Source organism: Ferribacterium limneticum, from assembly GCF_020510625.1.
Lineage (GTDB): Bacteria > Pseudomonadota > Gammaproteobacteria > Burkholderiales > Rhodocyclaceae > Azonexus > Azonexus limneticus_A.
This window is the reverse complement of record NZ_CP075191.1, coordinates 4,169,962-4,186,750: the sequence shown is the minus strand read 5'-3', so window position 1 is coordinate 4,186,750 and position 16,789 is coordinate 4,169,962. Positions and strand designations below refer to the sequence as shown.

Genomic DNA, 16,789 nt, shown 5'->3' with positions numbered 1-16,789 from the left:
GGAACGACGGTTAAAGCGGGTCATTTTTTCTGCCAGAAATCGAAGAAATTGAACCAGTTGTACGGGGCCTGGTGGCAATAATGCGTCAGGCGGTCGGCGTAGTGTTGCATGGCTTGGCGGATCGCCGCGTCGCGTTCTTCGCGTGGCGTATCCGAGAAATCGGCCAGCGGCTCGAAATGCAGCTGGTAGCGGTTGCCGCCCAGATACAGGCCGGTCATGAAGAAGACCGGTCGGCGCAGCATGGCCGCCACACGCCAGGGGCCGAGTGGAAACGGCGCCTTTTGGCCGAGGAACTCGCAATCGACCGTGGCATCGTCGCTCAGGCTGCGGTCAGCCAGCATGCCTACCGCGTAGCCGGCGTCGAGTTTGTCGCGCGCCTGCAGCATCGAATCCATGCGGCCGAGCGGGATGATGTCCTGGCTGGCCGCCGGGTTGATCGCTTCCAGCGTCGTATTGATCTTGCGGGCGTTTTCCTCGTACATCAGCATTGCCACCGGCAGCCCTTCCCTGCCCCGGCCGACGGCGCGCAGCACTTCGAAACTGCCGAGATGGGCACCGATCAGCAAGGCGCCGGGATGGTTTCGGGCCGCCTCATTGACCGCTTCGGCGCCGATCACCTCGATGTCGAACAGGTCGAAACGGTCGTTGAGCAGGTAAATGCGGTCGTGGATGGTGCTGGCGAAGCTGAACACATGACGGAAACCGTCCGACCACTCGGCCCAGCGATTCAGGGCAAGGTGCAGGTAGTTGCGGCTGAAGCGGCGGGCCTTGGGCGAAAATAGCACGAAATAGGCGGCGATGCCGACAAGCACGATGCGGCCGACGGTGCGGCCGAAGGTCAGCGAAATCCACACCATCAACTTGAGGATGGCGAGATTGCTGCGCTCCTGCTGGCGGCGCCAGTCAGCTTCGCTTTTCTCGCTCATGGTGCGGGCGGTTTCAGGCTGCCCGAGGCCACTTCGCGCGCATCGGCGTTGCCAAAAGCGCGCACCGTGAAGGCAATGCTGCCGCTGGCCTTGGCTTCCAGCGTGAAAACCAGCGCTTCGCCCGGGGCGACCGGGCTGAAGAACTTGGCGTTGCCAACTTGCCAGGCGAGATCGGGCTGGCCGAGCAGTTGTTCGGCGAACAGGATGGCCCGGTCGAGCAGCACGACGCCCGGCACGATGGGCTTGCCGGGGAAATGACCGGCGAAGGCCGGGTGGTCGGCCGGGACGAGCCAGTGAAAATCAGCCATGGCCGACCTTTTCGGCGTACAGCGCCTGCAGTTCGTTGCGCGGCAACTTGCCTGTGCTGTTGCGCGGCAGTTCGTCGACCAGTACCAGCGGCCGTGGTAGGAAGATGGCGTCGATCCGTTCGCGTAGCGCGACGGTGACTTGCCGGGCCGTCATGCCGGGGGCGACGACGAAGGCGGTCAGGCGGGTGATGCCGTCCGGGCCTTCCTCATCGGGCAGGAAGAAGGCGCCATCGACGATGCCGGGGACGGCGCCGAGCTGGTGGTTCAGGTAGGCCAGCGAGGTTCGCTTGCCGGCGATGTTGATCAGGTCGGCATGGCGGCCGTGCAGCAGGAAACGCTGGTCGGGCAAGAGCTCGATCAGGTCAGACAGCGCGACACGACCTTCGACATGGCCGTCGCAGGCGATGGTCGTTTGGTCTTCGGTCTGTTCCAGCCGAACGCCGGGTAGCAGCGTCCAGGCCATGCCCTCGGTGGTGCGCCGGCTGGCCAGCTGGCCGGATTCGGTCGAGCCGTAGATTTCCAGCATGGTCGCGCCGGTGCGGGCTTCGGCCTCGGCGGCCAGCGTCGCCGACAAGGGGGCGGTCGCCGAAAGCAGCAGATCGACCGGCGGCAGTTCGAGGCCGGCGGCGAGAAGCGCCGACAGGTGGAAAGGCGTGGTCACCAGCAGGCGCGGCTGCGGTACGGCGTCCAGCGCGCTGGCGATGTCCTGCGGGAAGAACGGTTTGCCGGCCCAGAAAGCGCCGCCGCCCGCCAGGGCGAGCAGGAAAGTCGATTCGAAGCCGTAGCTGTGCTGGACTGGCACGGTGCCGACGATGGTGTGCGGCTGGCGATCGAGCCCGAGCGCGCTGGCTTCAGCCCGGCCGTTCTGCACCAGCTTGCCCCAGGTTTTGCGCTGTGCCTGTGGCAGGCCGGTCGAGCCGGAGGTGAACAGGATGGCGGCCAGGTGGTCGGCCGGGATTTGCGGGATGGGCCGTGCGCCCCTCTCCCCCGGCCCCTCTCCCCGCTGGGGCGAGGGGGGAAAATCGAAGCGCGGCAGGTCCAGCGTTTCGGTCGGTCCGTCGCACAGGCAGACCAGACCCGGATAGTCGGCCTGCAGACGGCGGAAGGTCTCGGCCGACTGGGAGGATGGCTGCAGGCTGGTCATGCCGCGCAACAGGCCGGCGGCGAAACCGACGGCGAAATGGTAGCGGTCGTGGCACAGGTTGAGCAGGTAGCCGGCGGCCGGCAATTGTTCGGCCAGGGCCGCGACGTCGGCCAGATAGTCGCCGACGCTGACCGGACCATCCGGGCGCCAGGCGAAGACGGTGTCGGGGTCGCGATGGGCGAGCAGCGGCGCGGTGTTCATCAGGGATTGGCCGGCGGCGTCTGTTTGCCGTGCATGCGATAGGCCCGGGCGACCTGGGCGATGCTTGGGCGCTCCTCCGGCGGCAGGGCATGCGCCCGCCAGATGTGTTCAGCGACGAACATGGCGGCCAGCAGCGGCATCGACAACAGGTTGGCGAAGACCGACCATACCGATTGCGGCGCCAAGAGCCAGAGAATGCAGGAGATCAGCGCGTTGCCGAGGAAAAATAGCGTCCACGCCAGTGTCGCTTTACGGGTGTAAAGCCGTTTGCGCTCGGAAATTTCGCCGTGATGCACGGCCTTGGCCAGCTGGGTGATCAGCGCTTCGCCGCCACCGAGCAGGCTGCGCCCGAACAGCGTGCCCAGGGCCAGGTTGGCGCCGAGGTGCTGGATGAAAAACAGCAGCGGAATGTTCTCGCGCAGGGTCGGCCACCACCAGGCCAGCCCGCCGAGCGAGGTGACGATAACGCTACCGGTCAGCAGCGGATGGGTGTTGCGCCAGAGCATCAGGCCGAGTGCGGCGACGATGGGGGCAAGGGCAAGCAGCACCGAGAGATCGGCCGAGCTTTCGCCGGACGTGCCGAAATGGGCGAGCAAGGCCCAGAGCACAAGAAAGACGACCACGGCCAGGCCGCGCAGCAGCTGGGCCGGGGTGGCGGTCATTTGCTGCGCTGGCTGGCGATGTGTTCGGTCAGGGCGCGCAACGAGGAAAAGATGTGGATGTTCTCCTCGTTGTCCGACTTCAGCTGGAAGCCGTATTGCTTGGAAATGACCAGCGCAATTTCCAGCACATCAATCGAGTCAAGGCCGAGGCCGTCGCCGAACAGCGGTGTATCGGCTTCGATTTCACTCGCAGCCATGTCGAGATTGAGCGCTGAAATAATCAGTTCGGCGACTTCCGGCAACAGGGCTTCGATGGCTTGCGGGGAAATGGCGGCAGACATGTGATGCTTTCGTGGATTTACTGGCTGACGGCACGGAACGCGAGCACCGCGTTGCTGCCGCCAAAGGCGAAGGAGTTAGAGAGCGCGGCACGCAGCGGCTGGCCGCGACGGGCGGTAGTGACGTGGTCGACGCCGACGCAGGCCGGGTCGATCTGCTCAAGATGAGCGGTGGGCGGAACGGTCTGCTCACGCAGGGCGAGCACGGTGACGATGGCTTCGATGGCCGCAGCGGCGCCCAGCGAGTGGCCGTGCATGGACTTGGTGGCGCTGACCGCCAGCCGATCGGCATGATTGCCGAAAACAGCCTTCAGGGCGGCGATTTCAACCGGGTCGCCCTCGGTCGTTGCGGTGCCGTGGGCGTTGATGTAGTCGATATCGGCCGGGTTCAGGCCGGCATCGGCCAGTGTCAGCTGCAGGGCGCGAATCTGGCCTTCGGCTTCCGGGCGAACCAGGTGGCTATGGTCGCAACTGGTACCGTAGCCGATGATTTCGCCATGAATGCGGGTACCACGCGCTACCGCGTGTTCCCAGTCTTCCAGCACCAGGGCGGCCCCGCCCTCGCCCAGCACCAGGCCACGGCGGTCGGCCGAGAACGGCCGGCAGGCCGACGGCGAGCTATCGGCATCGCCGGGCGCCATGACGCGCAGCGCTTCCCAGGCGCGGGCAACGCCGTAGGCCTGCGGCACGTCGGAACCGCCGGTCAGCATGATCGTCGCCTCGCCGCTGCGCACGCGGCGGAAAGCCTCGCCGATGGCGATGGCCGACGAGGCACAGGCCACGGTGTGGCTCATGCTGACACCACCCAGGCCAAGCTGGATCGAAATGTGGGCATTGGCGGCGTTGTTCATGCCGAGTACGACGGAAAGCGGCGACAGGCGCTCGCGGCCCTTTTGCCAAAGCTCTCGGTAGCCTTTTTCATAGGCCAGCGTGCCGCCCAGCGCGGTGCCCCAGGCTACGCCCCAGTCGTTGCGGGATTCGTCTTGCGCCTGGCGCGGCAGGCCGCAGTCGTCCCAGGCAGCAAAGGCCGCAGCCATGCCGAGCTGGGCGAAGCGGTCCATCATCGAAGCGAGCGGCTTGCCGAGTGCGGCATCGGGATCAAAGCTCGGACAACTGACGAAGGGAATGGACAGCGGGCGCGGCTGGTCGTCGGTCAGCAGGTAGCGGACTGCCGAGTCGCCAGCCGAAAGGCGGGAAAAAAAATCAGCCAGATCACTGCCATAGGGACTGACCAGCCCGAGGCCAGTGATCGCAACCCGCCGCTGGCTCATGGCTCAGCTCTTTTGGCGGGAGATCAGCCCGTCCATCAGCGTCACCATCTCGCCAACCGTCCGGGGTGTTTTCAGGTCACTGGAAAGCTTGATGCCGAAACGATCTTCGAACTCGAACATCAGTTCGAGCATCATCAGCGAGTCGACGCCCAGATCGGCCAGCAACGCTCCGGAAATAACGTTTTCCGGGTCGACACCAAGGCGGTCCTTGAGAAAATCGCGAATCAGGCCAATCGAATCCATAGCCCGGCAATTTTAGCTGAAAGCCCATATTTTCCAAAGATTTGCCCGGAAGCGCTTGTCTATTCATGGCAAATTCCAGGCATGGTGGGGCGATTTGCTACCATGCGGCTCATTCAGGCTTTTCCAACCTTTCCGAGCGACCGATGCACCTGTTTTCCAGACCGCACTGGCTACGCCAGATCGCTTCCCGCCTGGTCTATCTGATGCCGCTCAAGGCGGTTGGCACGGCTGCGTTCATGGTTCTGTTTTTCTGGGCCTATTTCGGCGTACTGCGCAGCCCGCTGTTTCCGGCGACGGAGATGCCGCTGACCGTGCTTGACGCGTGGATTCCTGTCACCGGGCTGGCTTTTCCGGTTTACGCCTCGCTATGGGTTTACGTTTCGCTGCCGGCCGCCCTGCTCAAGGAATTCCGGCCGCTGATCCTGTTCGGCTTGTGGATGGCTGCGCTGTGCCTATTCAGCCTGGGCATCTTCTGGCTCTTCCCGACCAGCGTTCCGCCAGCCGGCATCGACTGGCGCCTCTATCCGGAAATGGCCATCATCAAGGATGTCGATGCCAGCGGTAACGCCTGCCCTTCCCTACATGTCGGTGCCGCGGTATTCGCCGCCATCTGGCTTGACCGGGTATTTCGGGCTATTGGCGCTGCCCGGGTGTTGCGCAGCCTGATCTGGCTGCATTGCCTGGCGATCCTGTGGTCCACGCTGGCGACGCGCCAGCATGTGGCGCTCGATGTGCTGGCCGGGGCGGTGGTCGGTGCCCTGTTTGGCGGTTTTGGCCTGCGCCACGCGCTTCGCAGCGCACCATCGCGGGAGCTTTAGCCGGCGACCTGCTGCACCGATTTCAGGAACTGCGCGGCATCCTGAAAGCCGACGATGCGTACCGCCTTGATTTCCTGCCCCTTGGCATCAAAAAAGATGATGCCCGGCGGGCCGAACAGGCCGAAACGGGCGAGCAGCGCCTTGTCATCGGCGTTATTGGCCGTGACATCGGCCTGCAACAGCTTGAAACCGGCCAATTTGGCCTGCACGGCGGGGTCGGTGAAGGTGAATTGCTCCATTTCTTTACACGAGACGCACCAGTCGGCATAAAAATCGAGCATCACCGGTTGGCCGGCCGCCTTGATCTTTTCTTCCAGCGCCTGCAGCGAGGCGACGCGTTCGAATGGCAGGCGCTTCTCTTCAGCCGCCATCGCCTGGCCGCGCAGGCCAGCCAGCGGCTGCAGCGGGTTGCGGCTGCCGGACAGGGCGCCGATCAGCAGCGCGGCACCGGTCAGCAGCATGACGATGCCGATACCCTTCCAGAAACGCGACCAGCCCTTGGCGTGCGGCGGCAGCGGGTCGAGAGCGTGCAGGTAGATGGCCGGAATGATCAGCAGCACTGCCCAGGCCAGCATCGAAGCCACCGGCGGCATGACCGGTGAAACGAGCCAGACGGCGGTCGCCAGCAACAACACGCCGAAGGCCTTCTTGACCCCTTCCATCCAGGCGCCGGTCTTGGGCAGCAGCGAGCCACCGGCAATGCCGACGGCGATCAGCGGCGCACCCATGCCGAGCGCCATGACGAACAGCGCCGTGCCACCGAGCACCGCGTCGCCGGTCTGGCCGATGTAAAGCAGCGCGCCGGCCAGTGGCGCGGCAACGCAGGGGCCGACGATCAGGGCCGACAGCGCGCCCATCAGGAAGACGCCGATACCGCGTCCGCCCTGCAGGTGACCGGATTCTTCCGACAGTTTGCTCTGCAATGAGGTCGGCAACTGCAGTTCGTAGAAGCCGAACATCGAGAAGGACAGTACGACGAAGACCAGCGCAAAGCTGCCGAGCACCCACGAATTCTGCAGGGCGCTGGAGATCAGCGTGCCAGTCATGCCGGCCGCGACGCCGGCTGCCGCGTAGGTCACCGCCATGCCCAGCACGTAGGCCAGCGACAGTACAAAGCCACGGGCGTGGGAACTCTTGTGGCCCTGCCCGGCGATGATGCCGGACAGGATGGGGATCATCGGGAAGACACAAGGCGTCAGCGACAGACCCAGCCCGGCCAGGAAGAAGAAAGCGAGATTGGCCCAGAAGCCGGCGTGTTTCAGCGTCGAGGCGATCTGTCCGCTCTCGTCGCCCTCGGCGGCGGCCGGTGCGGCTGCCGGGGCACTGGCCGGATCGGGCAGTTCGACGCTGAGTGGCTGGGTTTGCGGCGGGTAGCAGACCCCGGCGTCGGCACAGCCCTGTGAGGTGACGTTGAGCTTCAGCGGCAAGAGGCCGGAACTGCTGCGTTCAACCGGCACGCGGATGGCGACTGTCTTGTAATAGACCTCGACCTTGCCGAAATTTTCGTCGTTGTGTTCCTTGCCCTTGGGGAAGGTCGGCGTACCGAGCGTTGTCGTTTCGCCGTCGACAGTGAAACGGAACTTGTCGCGGTAAAGGTAGTAACCCTTGGCGATCTCGTAGCTGACCTCGATGGTCTGGCCGTCGAGGGCGCGGACCGACGGCTTGAAGGCGACGGCCGGGTCGAGGAATTCCTCGGCATGGGCGAGCGAGATGAAAAAGGCAAAGACGAGGAAAAGGAGGCGCATGGTTATTGGATCGTTTCAGCCGCCACCCAGTTCAGGTAGGCCGGCAAGCCGTGGGTGACAGGCAGGGCGATGATTTCCGGCACCTCGTAGGGGTGCAGTTGGCGAATCTTCGCTTCGAGGACCGGGTAGTTGGCGCGGGTGGTCTTGATGAACAGAGGGATTTCCGCTGCCGATTCAACTGTTCCCTGCCAGCGATAGACCGACTGGACGCGCGGCAGGATATTGACGCAGGCGGCCAGCTTCGCCTCAACGACAGCGAGTGCGATGGCGTTGGCGATTTCTTCGTCGGGGCAGTTGGTGATGACGAGCAGGGTTTCCATTAGCGAATTCTACTTTGTCTACTTGAGCAGGCGGCGGCGGGTCAGGTGTAGCGCAATCGCGAAGGCTACGGCGGCGGTGCCGAGCAGCGCCATGATGTGGATCAGGGCGTTGGCCGGCACCTGTCCGGCCAGCAGCGGGCGGACCAGCGCGACGCCCTGGGCCAGCGGCAGCCAGCCACCGATCAGGGCCAGCCAGCCGGGCAACTGGTCGGTCGGGAAGAAAACGCCGGAAATCAGCGTCATCGGCGTGATGAACAGCGTGAAGTAGTACATGAAGAAATCGTAGGACGGAGACAGCGCGTTCCAGATCAGGCCGAGCGCGGCGAAGGCCAGCCCGGTGAGGACAATGGCCGGCAGCGCCCAGAGCATGAGCGGGCCGTTGGTCAGGCCCATGCCGGTGATGACGACGAGAATCGCGGCGCCCGAGAACAGCGATTTGGTGGCGGCCCAGAACAGTTCGCCGGCCACCACATCGCCCAGCCCGAGCGGCGTGTTGAGGATGGCTTCCCAGGTTTTCTGGACATGCATGCGCGAAAAGGCCGAGTACAGGGCCTCGAAGGTCGCGGCGTTCATCGTCGAGGCGCAGACGGTACCGGCGGCCAGGAAGGCAACATAGGGCTGGCCTTCGATGCTCGGCAGCATGGCGCCCAGGCCGTAGCCAAGGCCGAGCATGTAGATCAGCGGGTCGGCCAGATTGCCGAGGATGGATGGCAGGGCCAGCTTGCGCCAGACGAGGAAATTGCGTTGCCAGACGGGCAACCAGCCGGTGATCGAGGATTGAAGCAGCATCGGGGGCGGACAGAATTCAAGGTGAGCTAGGCATTCTAGCGCCAGCCCGGCTCGGCAGTAATTCCGTCTGCAGCGCCGGCCTTAATGGCCTTGGCGGAAGTGCAGGAACTCTTCAGTCAGTGTCTGCAGTTGCTCGGGGCCAAGCGCCAGACAGGCCAGGCAGGCGGCGCCCAGCTTTTCCCATTCGCAACTCTGGCCGCGTCCGGCCTCCTGTTGCATCAGGTGTTCGGCAAGATGGGAAATGGCGACGAGCACCTTCGTGCGTTCAGGCATGGCCACCGATGCTTCGGTGAAGATGCGCGCATCGTGATGGTGGCGAATCGCCAGGCAGGTATCTTCGGCCAGCAGCCAGTTTTCAGCCAGATCGGCACCAACGCTTGTGTGGTTGAGGCCCATGGCCTGGTCTTCGACGTCGGTGAAGGCGCGTTCCCGCTCGTTGTTCGCCTGGGCCAGGATAGACAGGTATTCGGGAAACGGGCTCAACAGAACGGGAATGCCGCAGTCCCGGAATAGTGAAAAGGTATAGGCATCCTCCGGCCGGATAGCCCATTTCTTGCCGAGTTGGCGAGCCAGCCAGCTGGATATCTGGGCATTGGTCGCCGAGCTGTCCCAGAAACGTTCCATGTTGGGGACGTGCTTGAAGACCTGCTGCAGCGCGAGCCCAGCCACGGTCTGGACGACGAGCTTGAGACCGAGGACGAGTAGCGCTTCCTGAACGGTCGGTACTTTTTTGCCGAAGGAAAAATAGGGGGAGTTGGCCACCTTGATCAGGCTGGCTGCGAGGCCGACATCCTGGCTGAGAATCGCGGCCAGCTTGATGAAATCCGGTTCGTCCTTGGCGGTTTCCTGCTCGATCTGGCTGAGGATGCTTGGCCGCGGCGGAATACCGATTTCGCGGATCTCGATCTTCATCCGTTTCTCGATCTCATCCGGTTGAGTCTGCGCTGCTTCTGTTGCGGAGGCGGCCTGAGGGCGGATCATGTCGAGCATCTCGGAGCGTGAAGAAAGATGCAAATATATTACTTTGGTCGGAAAAATGAATTGATGCCGACCAAAAAAGAAATGGCGGAGAGTTTCCTCTCCGCCATTTGGGCAGACTGCTGGTGAATGAAACTTAGCAGCCGGAAGTTCTCTTGAACGACTTGCTCTTGTTGCCGGCGTTGTCGTACTTGGCGCGGATTTCGTCGCCTTCCTGAATACGCTTGTCCTTGAACTTGTCCAGGGTTTCTTCGTCGTTGATGTTGATGGTGACCGAGTTGCCGGACTTGACGTCCTTCAGGGTAGCTTCGGCCGACTTGCCGTCGGCGGCAACCTTCAGCTTGGTGATGGTGCCGACCATCTTGATGTCTTCGGCCGAGGCGATCGGCGAAACGGTCAGGGCAGCGGCGGCGAGAGCAATGGAAACGAACAGTTGGGTAATACTTTTACGCATGAAGTTCTCCTGTAGATAATGAAATGATCAGAACTTGACCTCGAAGGTCGCATAGGCGTTGTAGGCCTTGGACAGCGGGGTCATCGGCAGCACGGTGGCGGCTGTCACGTCGGACAGCTTGACCGGTGCACCCATCCAGTTGTTGCTGCCGGTGTACTGGAAATCGTAGTACTGGAAGCCGAGGCGGAAGAAGGCCTTGGAGAGGCGCGACGAGATCGGCTTCTGGTCGAGTTCCTGGATGATGTAAGCCTCATACACGTTGCCGCGAGTGCCGACCTTCGACGTCCAGGCATCGGACGAGGCTGGCGAGAAGGTGATCCAGTTCTTTGAACCATGGTTGTATTCAAGACCGATCTTGGTCTTCGACGGCAGGTCATAACGCAGGCCGAGGTAAAAGGCGCTGCCGGTCTTGTCGGTAGCACCTTCGGCGGCACCCAGTTGGCCGGTCAGCAGGCCCATACCCAAGGCGTTCACGCTGTCGTTCGGACGCGTCTTGCTCAGGCCAATGTCGGCAAACCAGTTCAGCTCGCCCGGGCCGACGTTCTTGACCATACCCAAGGCGCCAACGCCGTACCAGTCGATGTCGCCAACGTTGGTTCGCGGCGACATGCTACTCATGCCGTAGCTGGCAAAGTTGGACGCATAGAGTGCCGGGGAGTCGAAGACGTTCATTCCGCGGTTGTACTGCAACCAGAAACGCAACTGGTCGGTGTCGATCGGCACGATGGATACGCCGATCATGTCGGTATCCTTGAGCGAATTTCCGATTGCCTTGCTGAATCCGCTTTCATAGCCACGGCCGTAGCATATCTTGGCAAATGCGCCGGGCAATTCATCGATATCCGGTGCCCAGCCAAGAGTCATGCCGTCGAAGGCGTAATCGACGAGCAGGGCGGGGGCGCCGCCGGTGCCGGGCCGCGGGTCGTTCTGGCGCAGGTTGGATGGCGTGCCGTTGGTCGACGGGCGGCGACCGACCGAGAACCAGATACCTTCGTCGGCGATGTTGTTCCACGAGGCGTAGACGCGGTCGACGTTCAGGTAGTTGCTCGACGGAATGTGGCCGATGGTGCCGTCGAAAACGCCAATGCGGTCGGCGAAGAAGGTGCCGGTCGAGGCGCTGTCGTCGTTGTTGCCGAAGGTCTTGTACATCATCAGACGCGCGGAAACTGAAACGTTTTCCGTGGCCTTGGCGTTCAGGTTGAGGCCGAAACGGTTGGTGTACATCGATTCGTTTCTCGGCTTGTAGCTCCCTACCGCAGTATAGGTCGGGGTGCCGCTACTATTCATGCCAAGCTGCGTATAAGCCTTCGTTTCACCGCCCAGGCTATCCATCCGGAACTGGTAGTCACCGCTGACCGTCAGCCACTTGTCGAGTGCCTTGTCCTCGTTCTTCTTGACCTTGTCCTTGACTTCGCTGACGGCGGCGACTGCTTGCTTGCTGGCTTCCTGGTTAGCCTGGACCTGGGCCTTGAGAGCCTCGATTTCCCTGGCCATGGCATCGATCTTTTTCATCAATTCCGCATCGGCGGCATAGGCGCCGACCGGGATGAACAGGCCGGCGATCAGACTGGCCAGCAGGTGGCGCGTGATCGTTTTACGTTGCATTGTGAAATCCCCCCAATATTCGGATCGTTAGTGCGTTTTGGCACCCTGCGGCGCTTCATGTTCGTCTTCCTCCTCCCAGCCGGTGATCATGGCCTTGATGTGGGCGAAGACGGTGTGGCCGGTGGTGGTCAGATAGACGTGGATAAAGAAGAAGGCGGTGATCATGTAGGCACCCAGTACATGCAGGGTGGCGATCCCTTCCAGCGACAGGGTTTTGTCGATACCGAGGCGGGCCCAGTCGCCGTAGAACAGGTAGAACAGACCGCTACCCCAGATCAGCGGCGAAATGAAGGCGAGCAGGGCCAGGTAGGCCAGACGCTGCAGCGGGTTGTGCTTCTGGACCACTGTCTTCCTGAACGGGTGCGGCGAGTTGGTGAAGATGCCGACCGTGTAGTACTTGATCATCGCGCCGACATTCTTCAGCGAGGGCAGGTATTGCCGCCACTCACCGGTGGTGAATTGCCAGAAGATGGTAAAGGCCCACAGCGTGATCAGGGTCCAGGCGGCCAGGGTGTGCAACTGCACGGCTTTCTTGAAGCCAAGCAACAGGTAGCTGCCGTGCACCTCGAAGCCGGTGATCATCATGGTGATGATCAGCAGGGCTTGCGACCAGTGCCAGAAACGCTCGTAACGCTTATAGATGTAGATGCGATTGCTCATTTCGAATTCTCCTTGCGACGGGTCACGATGCGGACCACGCCATGCAACACGCCGCCACCAATGGCGCCAACGATCATCAGGCCGCCGAGCAGGTCAAGCCAGCCCTTGCTATCTCGTCCGGGCATGTAGATACCGGTGATGGCGTGCAGACGCCCATCATCGGAACGGGTGTGGCATTCCTGGCACGGTACGGCCTTCTCTTTGGGGGCGACCATGTGGGTGATCGGCCACATGCCGCGCGTCTCGATGAAGTCGTACTTGCCCGAGAAGGTCTTGCCGACCGAGGCCATGCCGGCGGTCAGTGCCTTGTTCCAGTCCAGATTGGTCCAGTAGGCGCTGTCGTCTGCACCGGCCAGGTGGTTGATGGTCAGTGTCTTGTTCTCAACGTCGTACGGCTGCTTGCCCTTGAAAATCTTGACCGGCCAGATCATCGACTTGCCGTCATCCGGGCTGCCTTCGAACTTGTTGATGTAGATCGGCTCGTTGGCCTTTTCGATCTTGTCGTCGGCCAGCGTGTACTTCACCTTGCCGTTGAACCAGACATATTCCGGCTTGACGTTCTCGCCATAGACGAAGTTGCCCTTGCTGCCGATATAGACGGTGTGGCCTTCCTCGTTCTTGACGACCAGCGGCTTGCCATCCTTGTCGCGCTTGCCGGCTGTAGACCAGTCCCATTCCATCTTGGTCGGTACGTCGCCACGGGCGAAGGCCGGGATATGGCAGGTCTGGCAGGCAATTTTGCTGGTGTGGGTGTTCAGCTTGGCTTCCTTCTTGTGCGGCGCCTGGCCGTGGCAGGACTGGCACGTTGCAGGATTGCCCTGGTCGTGCTTGCCGCGCATGTCGGCGCCGCTCTTGTCCATCGCCGTCGGGGCATAGCGGCTACCCGGAACCTGGTGGCCCTCCGTCTTGTGGCAGGTGGCACAGGTAAAGTTCTCGCCTTCCGCCGACATATGGACATCGAGTTCCTTGTCTGCATTGTCGAGCGAGCTGTCGAGGTCACCGTGCTTGACGCCGTCGCCGCCGCCGCCGTTGTAGTGGCAGCCACCGCAGGTCTGACGTCGGGTCTTGCCAATTTTCTGCGAGATTTCGCTGAGGTTGATGCCCTTGACGATCTTGCCTGAGCCGGGCGGGAATTCGGTGTCCTTGGTGACCGGGCTGCCAAAGAAGCCGGATGGCTTCTTGTACTTGCCGGTCTGGTCATGACAGACCAGGCAGTCGACATTGCTTTCCGAGGTGGTGTCGAAATTCTGGTTCTCGGTGCCGTAGCCGATGTGGCAGGTGGCACAGAAGCCATAGTTGGAAGCGGTCGACGTGCAGAAGTTGTTGATTACGTGCTTCTTGCCGAGCAGCTGATTGGTTTCCGGATTGCGGTATTCCCACGTCCAGTGCTTGGTCAGGTGAATCTGCTTGGCTGCCTCGGTGTGGCAGGAAAGACAGACCTTGGTCACCTCCGGGCCGGAGTTGAAGGTTTGCTGCAGTTCCTTGAATTTGCTGTGGTCGGCAGTCGACTTCAGCAGTTTCTGATTTGGCTTTGGCTTCTCCGGCGCGTCGTTCGCCATGCCCGGGGTCACGAAAGCCAAGGCGGCAATCACGACCAGTACTTGCTTGATCAATTTCATCATCTTTCCCCCTACCCCTTGTAAAGAGCCCTTGGCCCCGGATCGAATTCGCACGCAGGCGATACGATCCTGCAACATATATTAGCGAATCGTAACTTACGAATATTGACGGAAATCAACATTCGCAAACTCTTATTAGCTAGTACTTAAGTTAGGGGTGGTGCAACGGATTGGCTAATCAGCAACAACGAGGAGGTGCTGGTTTTGCCGCATTCGACCAAGACACGGCCGTTTTCGGCGATGTCTCCCCGGGCGCTGCGCAGGAAAGTATCGATGGCCAGCACTTCGGTCTGTTGAGCACAAATTGTGGCAACAGGCGGCACTCATGATTCTGGCCTGCTGTCAAAATGGCGAAATGCTGCCATTGCCACCCACCGTCATCCTCTGCACCCTCAACGCCAAATACATCCATGCCTCGCTTGGCCTGCGCTATCTGCTGGCCAACATGGGACGGCACGGCGGGGGCGACCTGCGGGCACGCACCGTGCTGCGCGAATTCACCATCGCCCGGCCGGTGCAGGAAGTTGTCGATGCGCTGCTCGCCGAACTCGGTGAGCCGGTCGATGGCGTGCCGCAAATCATCGGCTTCGGTGTCTATATCTGGAATGTCGTGCCGAGTACCGAGGTCGTCCGTCGGCTCAAGCAGGCTCGCCCGACCCTGAAGATTGTCCTCGGCGGGCCGGAAGTCAGCTACGAATGGGAGGATCAGGAAATCGTCCGCCTGGCCGACCATCTGATCACCGGCTGGGGCGACGTCAGTTTCCCCAAACTCTGCCGCGCCCTGCGCTACGGGCCGCAGCCCTTGATGAAAGTGATCCCCGGCGAGCAAGCAGCGCTGGAAGAAATCGACCTGCCCTACGGCGAATTCAGTGTCGACGATCTGGCGCACCGCCTGCTCTACGTCGAAGCCTCGCGCGGCTGCCCGTTCAAGTGCGAGTTCTGCCTCAGCTCGCTCGACAAGACTGCCTGGGCCTTCGAGCCGGCGCGTTTTCTTGCCGCGCTGGAAACGCTCTACTTGCGTGGGGCGCGCAATTTCAAGTTCGTCGACCGCACCTTCAACCTGAAAATCGATAGCTCGCTGACCATCCTGCAGTTCTTTCTTGACCGCCTGACGCCCGATCTATTCCTGCATTTCGAGGTGATCCCGGATCACCTGCCGGAACGCCTGAAGGAGATGATTGCCCGCTTCCCGCCCGGCGTGCTGCAGTTCGAGGTCGGCATCCAGACCTTCAATCCCGAAGTTCAGCAGGCCATCTCGCGTCGGCAGGAAAACGCCAAGACCTGCGAAAACCTCGCCTGGCTGGTCAATCACAGTCATGCTCACCTGCATACCGACCTGATTTTTGGTTTGCCCGGCGAAACGCTGAGCAGCTTTTCCGATGGTTTTGACCGTCTCTACGCCCTGCGTCCGCATGAAATCCAGCTGGGTGTCCTGAAGCGCCTGCGCGGCACGCCAATCGCCCGGCACAGCGCTGCCTACGGCATGAGCTACGACACCGAACCACCCTACACCGTCCAGCAAACTGCGGCTGTCGATGCGCTCACCGTGCAGCGTTTCACCCGCCTCGCCCGCTACTGGGACCTGCTGGCCAATTCCGGCCGCTTCAAGGCCAGCCTGGCGGTACTCCTCGACGGCCCGTCGCCGTTCACCGCCTTTCTCGCCTTTTCCGACTGGCTGTGGCAAACAAGCAGCCAGACCAGCCGCCTGACCCCGGAAAAACTGGTCGACCACCTGTTTGACTACCTGACCACTGTCATCGGCCATGAAAAGGAAAGCATCCGGCTAACCCTGCTCGCCGACTATCAAGCCAGCGGCGCCCGGGCCAACCCCACCTGCCTGCAAGGCTTGCTGAAAGACCGGGAGAAACCAATGCCGCGTGCGGCAAGGACGCTGCTGGAGCGGCAGGCCAGACACCTTGCCGATCATTCCATCACCTTAAACTTTGAGCAGAATCCGTAATCGAACAGTGGTCATGGTTTGCGGAAGGAGTGGATATGGCGCCGATTTTTTCAACAAAGGCGGTCCTCATCGACCTGGCCGGCGTACTGCATACCGGGGATGAAGCCTTGCCGGGGGCGGTTCGGGCCTTGGACCGCCTGCGGGCGTCAGGGCTGCTCCTGCGTTTCCTGACCAATACGACGCGGACACCCAGCACAATCCTGTTCGCCAAATTACAGCGCATGGGCTTCACGCTAGCCGCCAGCGAAATCCAGACGGCTGCCCTGGCGGCCCGAACGCTGGTGCGTAGCCGGGATCTGCGCCCGCTGTGGCTGGTCCATCCCGATATCGCCGGGGAAATGGGTGAAAGCGCCGCTGATCCGGACATCGTGGTGCTGGGCGACATGGGAACGCACACCACCTACCCGATCCTGAACCAAGCCTTCCGGCTCTTGATGCAGGGTCTGCCGCTGATGGCCATGGCGCGCAATCGCTATTTCATGGAGGCGGATGGCCTGTCTCTGGATATGGGGGCATTCGTCGCCGGGCTGGAATATTCGGCCGGAATCAAGGCCGAAATCACCGGCAAGCCAGCCCCCTCTTTCTTCAACGCGGCGCTGGCTGAACTGGGTGTTCGCCCGGATGAGGCTGTGCTGATCGGTGACGATCTGGCCGACGACATCGGCGGTGCTCAGGCAGCAGGCATCCCCGGCATTCTGGTAAGAACCGGGAAATATCGGGCTGGCGACGATGCTCATCCCGATATTCGTCCGGCTGCTGTTGATGATGACTTTGCGGCCGTGGTCGGCCGTCTGATCGGCTGAACGAC

At 62.0% G+C, this 16,789-nt stretch carries 18 protein-coding genes; 3 read left to right on the top strand and 15 right to left on the bottom strand.

Going from position 1 to position 16,789, the window contains the following annotated elements; translation table 11 throughout:
• Positions 1-20: 20 nt before the first annotated feature.
• Genes KI617_RS20145 through KI617_RS20115 form a run of 7 tightly spaced genes read right to left on the bottom strand, consistent with a single transcriptional unit; the run spans position 21 to position 5,033 of the window.
• Complete coding sequence (locus tag KI617_RS20145; protein ID WP_226449411.1) at positions 21-926, bottom strand: LpxL/LpxP family acyltransferase; 906 nt, start codon at positions 924-926, stop codon at positions 21-23.
• Positions 923-1,234 carry a hypothetical protein gene (locus KI617_RS20140; protein ID WP_226449409.1) on the bottom strand — a complete coding sequence of 104 codons (312 nt, stop codon included), beginning with the start codon at positions 1,232-1,234 and terminating at the stop codon, positions 923-925. Before KI617_RS20140 ends, KI617_RS20145 begins: the two co-directional genes overlap by 4 nt.
• The gene (locus tag KI617_RS20135; protein ID WP_226449407.1) at positions 1,227-2,579 is read right to left on the bottom strand and encodes an AMP-binding protein; all 1,353 of its coding nucleotides are present in this window, start codon (positions 2,577-2,579) and stop codon (positions 1,227-1,229) included. Before KI617_RS20135 ends, KI617_RS20140 begins: the two co-directional genes overlap by 8 nt.
• Positions 2,579-3,241 carry a COG4648 family protein gene (locus tag KI617_RS20130; protein ID WP_226449406.1) on the bottom strand — a complete coding sequence of 221 codons (663 nt, stop codon included), beginning with the start codon at positions 3,239-3,241 and terminating at the stop codon, positions 2,579-2,581. Before KI617_RS20130 ends, KI617_RS20135 begins: the two co-directional genes overlap by 1 nt.
• Positions 3,238-3,522 (bottom strand): phosphopantetheine-binding protein, encoded by a 285-nt coding sequence (locus tag KI617_RS20125; RefSeq protein WP_226449404.1) that lies wholly within the window; start codon positions 3,520-3,522, stop codon positions 3,238-3,240. The genes KI617_RS20130 and KI617_RS20125 overlap by 4 nt, the downstream gene beginning before the upstream one ends.
• A gap of 17 nt (positions 3,523-3,539) precedes the next feature.
• Positions 3,540-4,790: a beta-ketoacyl-[acyl-carrier-protein] synthase family protein gene (locus KI617_RS20120; RefSeq protein ID WP_226449402.1), complete on the bottom strand. Its 1,251-nt coding sequence runs from the start codon at positions 4,788-4,790 to the stop codon at positions 3,540-3,542.
• 3 nt (positions 4,791-4,793) lie between these two features.
• Positions 4,794-5,033 carry an acyl carrier protein gene (locus tag KI617_RS20115; RefSeq protein ID WP_226449400.1) on the bottom strand — a complete coding sequence of 80 codons (240 nt, stop codon included), beginning with the start codon at positions 5,031-5,033 and terminating at the stop codon, positions 4,794-4,796.
• Positions 5,034-5,176: 143 nt separating this feature from the next.
• On the opposite strand from KI617_RS20115, the gene KI617_RS20110 reads away from it, so the two are divergent.
• A complete protein-coding gene (locus KI617_RS20110) occupies positions 5,177-5,851 on the top strand; it encodes a phosphatase PAP2 family protein (RefSeq protein ID WP_226449398.1) in 675 nt (224 codons plus the stop codon).
• On the opposite strand, the gene KI617_RS20105 is transcribed toward KI617_RS20110, so the two are convergent.
• The 8 genes from KI617_RS20105 to KI617_RS20070 all read right to left on the bottom strand — a co-directional run bounded on the left by KI617_RS20105 (position 5,848) and on the right by KI617_RS20070 (position 14,024).
• Positions 5,848-7,596, bottom strand: a complete 1,749-nt coding sequence (locus KI617_RS20105; RefSeq protein ID WP_226449396.1) for a protein-disulfide reductase DsbD — start codon at positions 7,594-7,596, stop codon at positions 5,848-5,850. The two genes, KI617_RS20110 and KI617_RS20105, sit on opposite strands and share 4 nt — an antisense overlap.
• Before the next feature lie 2 nt (positions 7,597-7,598).
• Positions 7,599-7,916, bottom strand: coding sequence for a divalent-cation tolerance protein CutA (gene cutA / locus KI617_RS20100; protein ID WP_226449395.1), 318 nt, complete (start codon positions 7,914-7,916; stop codon positions 7,599-7,601).
• Positions 7,917-7,934: 18 nt separating this feature from the next.
• A complete protein-coding gene (locus KI617_RS20095; protein WP_226449393.1) occupies positions 7,935-8,705 on the bottom strand; it encodes an ABC transporter permease in 771 nt (256 codons plus the stop codon).
• Positions 8,706-8,786: 81 nt separating this feature from the next.
• Entirely contained in the window at positions 8,787-9,686 is a 900-nt protein-coding gene (locus KI617_RS20090; RefSeq protein ID WP_226449391.1) for an HDOD domain-containing protein, read from the bottom strand.
• A 133-nt stretch (positions 9,687-9,819) separates the two neighbouring features.
• On the bottom strand, positions 9,820-10,137 hold the full coding sequence (locus KI617_RS20085) for a hypothetical protein (RefSeq protein WP_226449382.1): 318 nt from the start codon (positions 10,135-10,137) through the stop codon (positions 9,820-9,822).
• Between the two features lie 27 nt (positions 10,138-10,164).
• Positions 10,165-11,742 (bottom strand): DUF3373 domain-containing protein, encoded by a 1,578-nt coding sequence (locus KI617_RS20080; RefSeq protein ID WP_226449380.1) that lies wholly within the window; start codon positions 11,740-11,742, stop codon positions 10,165-10,167.
• A gap of 27 nt (positions 11,743-11,769) precedes the next feature.
• Positions 11,770-12,402: a cytochrome b/b6 domain-containing protein gene (locus KI617_RS20075; RefSeq protein ID WP_226449378.1), complete on the bottom strand. Its 633-nt coding sequence runs from the start codon at positions 12,400-12,402 to the stop codon at positions 11,770-11,772.
• Positions 12,399-14,024, bottom strand: a complete 1,626-nt coding sequence (locus tag KI617_RS20070) for a tetrathionate reductase family octaheme c-type cytochrome (RefSeq protein WP_226449376.1) — start codon at positions 14,022-14,024, stop codon at positions 12,399-12,401. The genes KI617_RS20075 and KI617_RS20070 overlap by 4 nt, the downstream gene beginning before the upstream one ends.
• A 322-nt stretch (positions 14,025-14,346) precedes the next feature.
• Between KI617_RS20070 and KI617_RS20065 the strand changes: the two genes are divergently transcribed.
• Positions 14,347-15,981: a B12-binding domain-containing radical SAM protein gene (locus KI617_RS20065; protein WP_226449374.1), complete on the top strand. Its 1,635-nt coding sequence runs from the start codon at positions 14,347-14,349 to the stop codon at positions 15,979-15,981.
• Positions 15,982-16,016: 35 nt separating this feature from the next.
• The gene (locus KI617_RS20060) at positions 16,017-16,784 is read left to right on the top strand and encodes a TIGR01458 family HAD-type hydrolase (RefSeq protein ID WP_226449372.1); all 768 of its coding nucleotides are present in this window, start codon (positions 16,017-16,019) and stop codon (positions 16,782-16,784) included.
• Positions 16,785-16,789 lie beyond the last annotated feature (5 nt).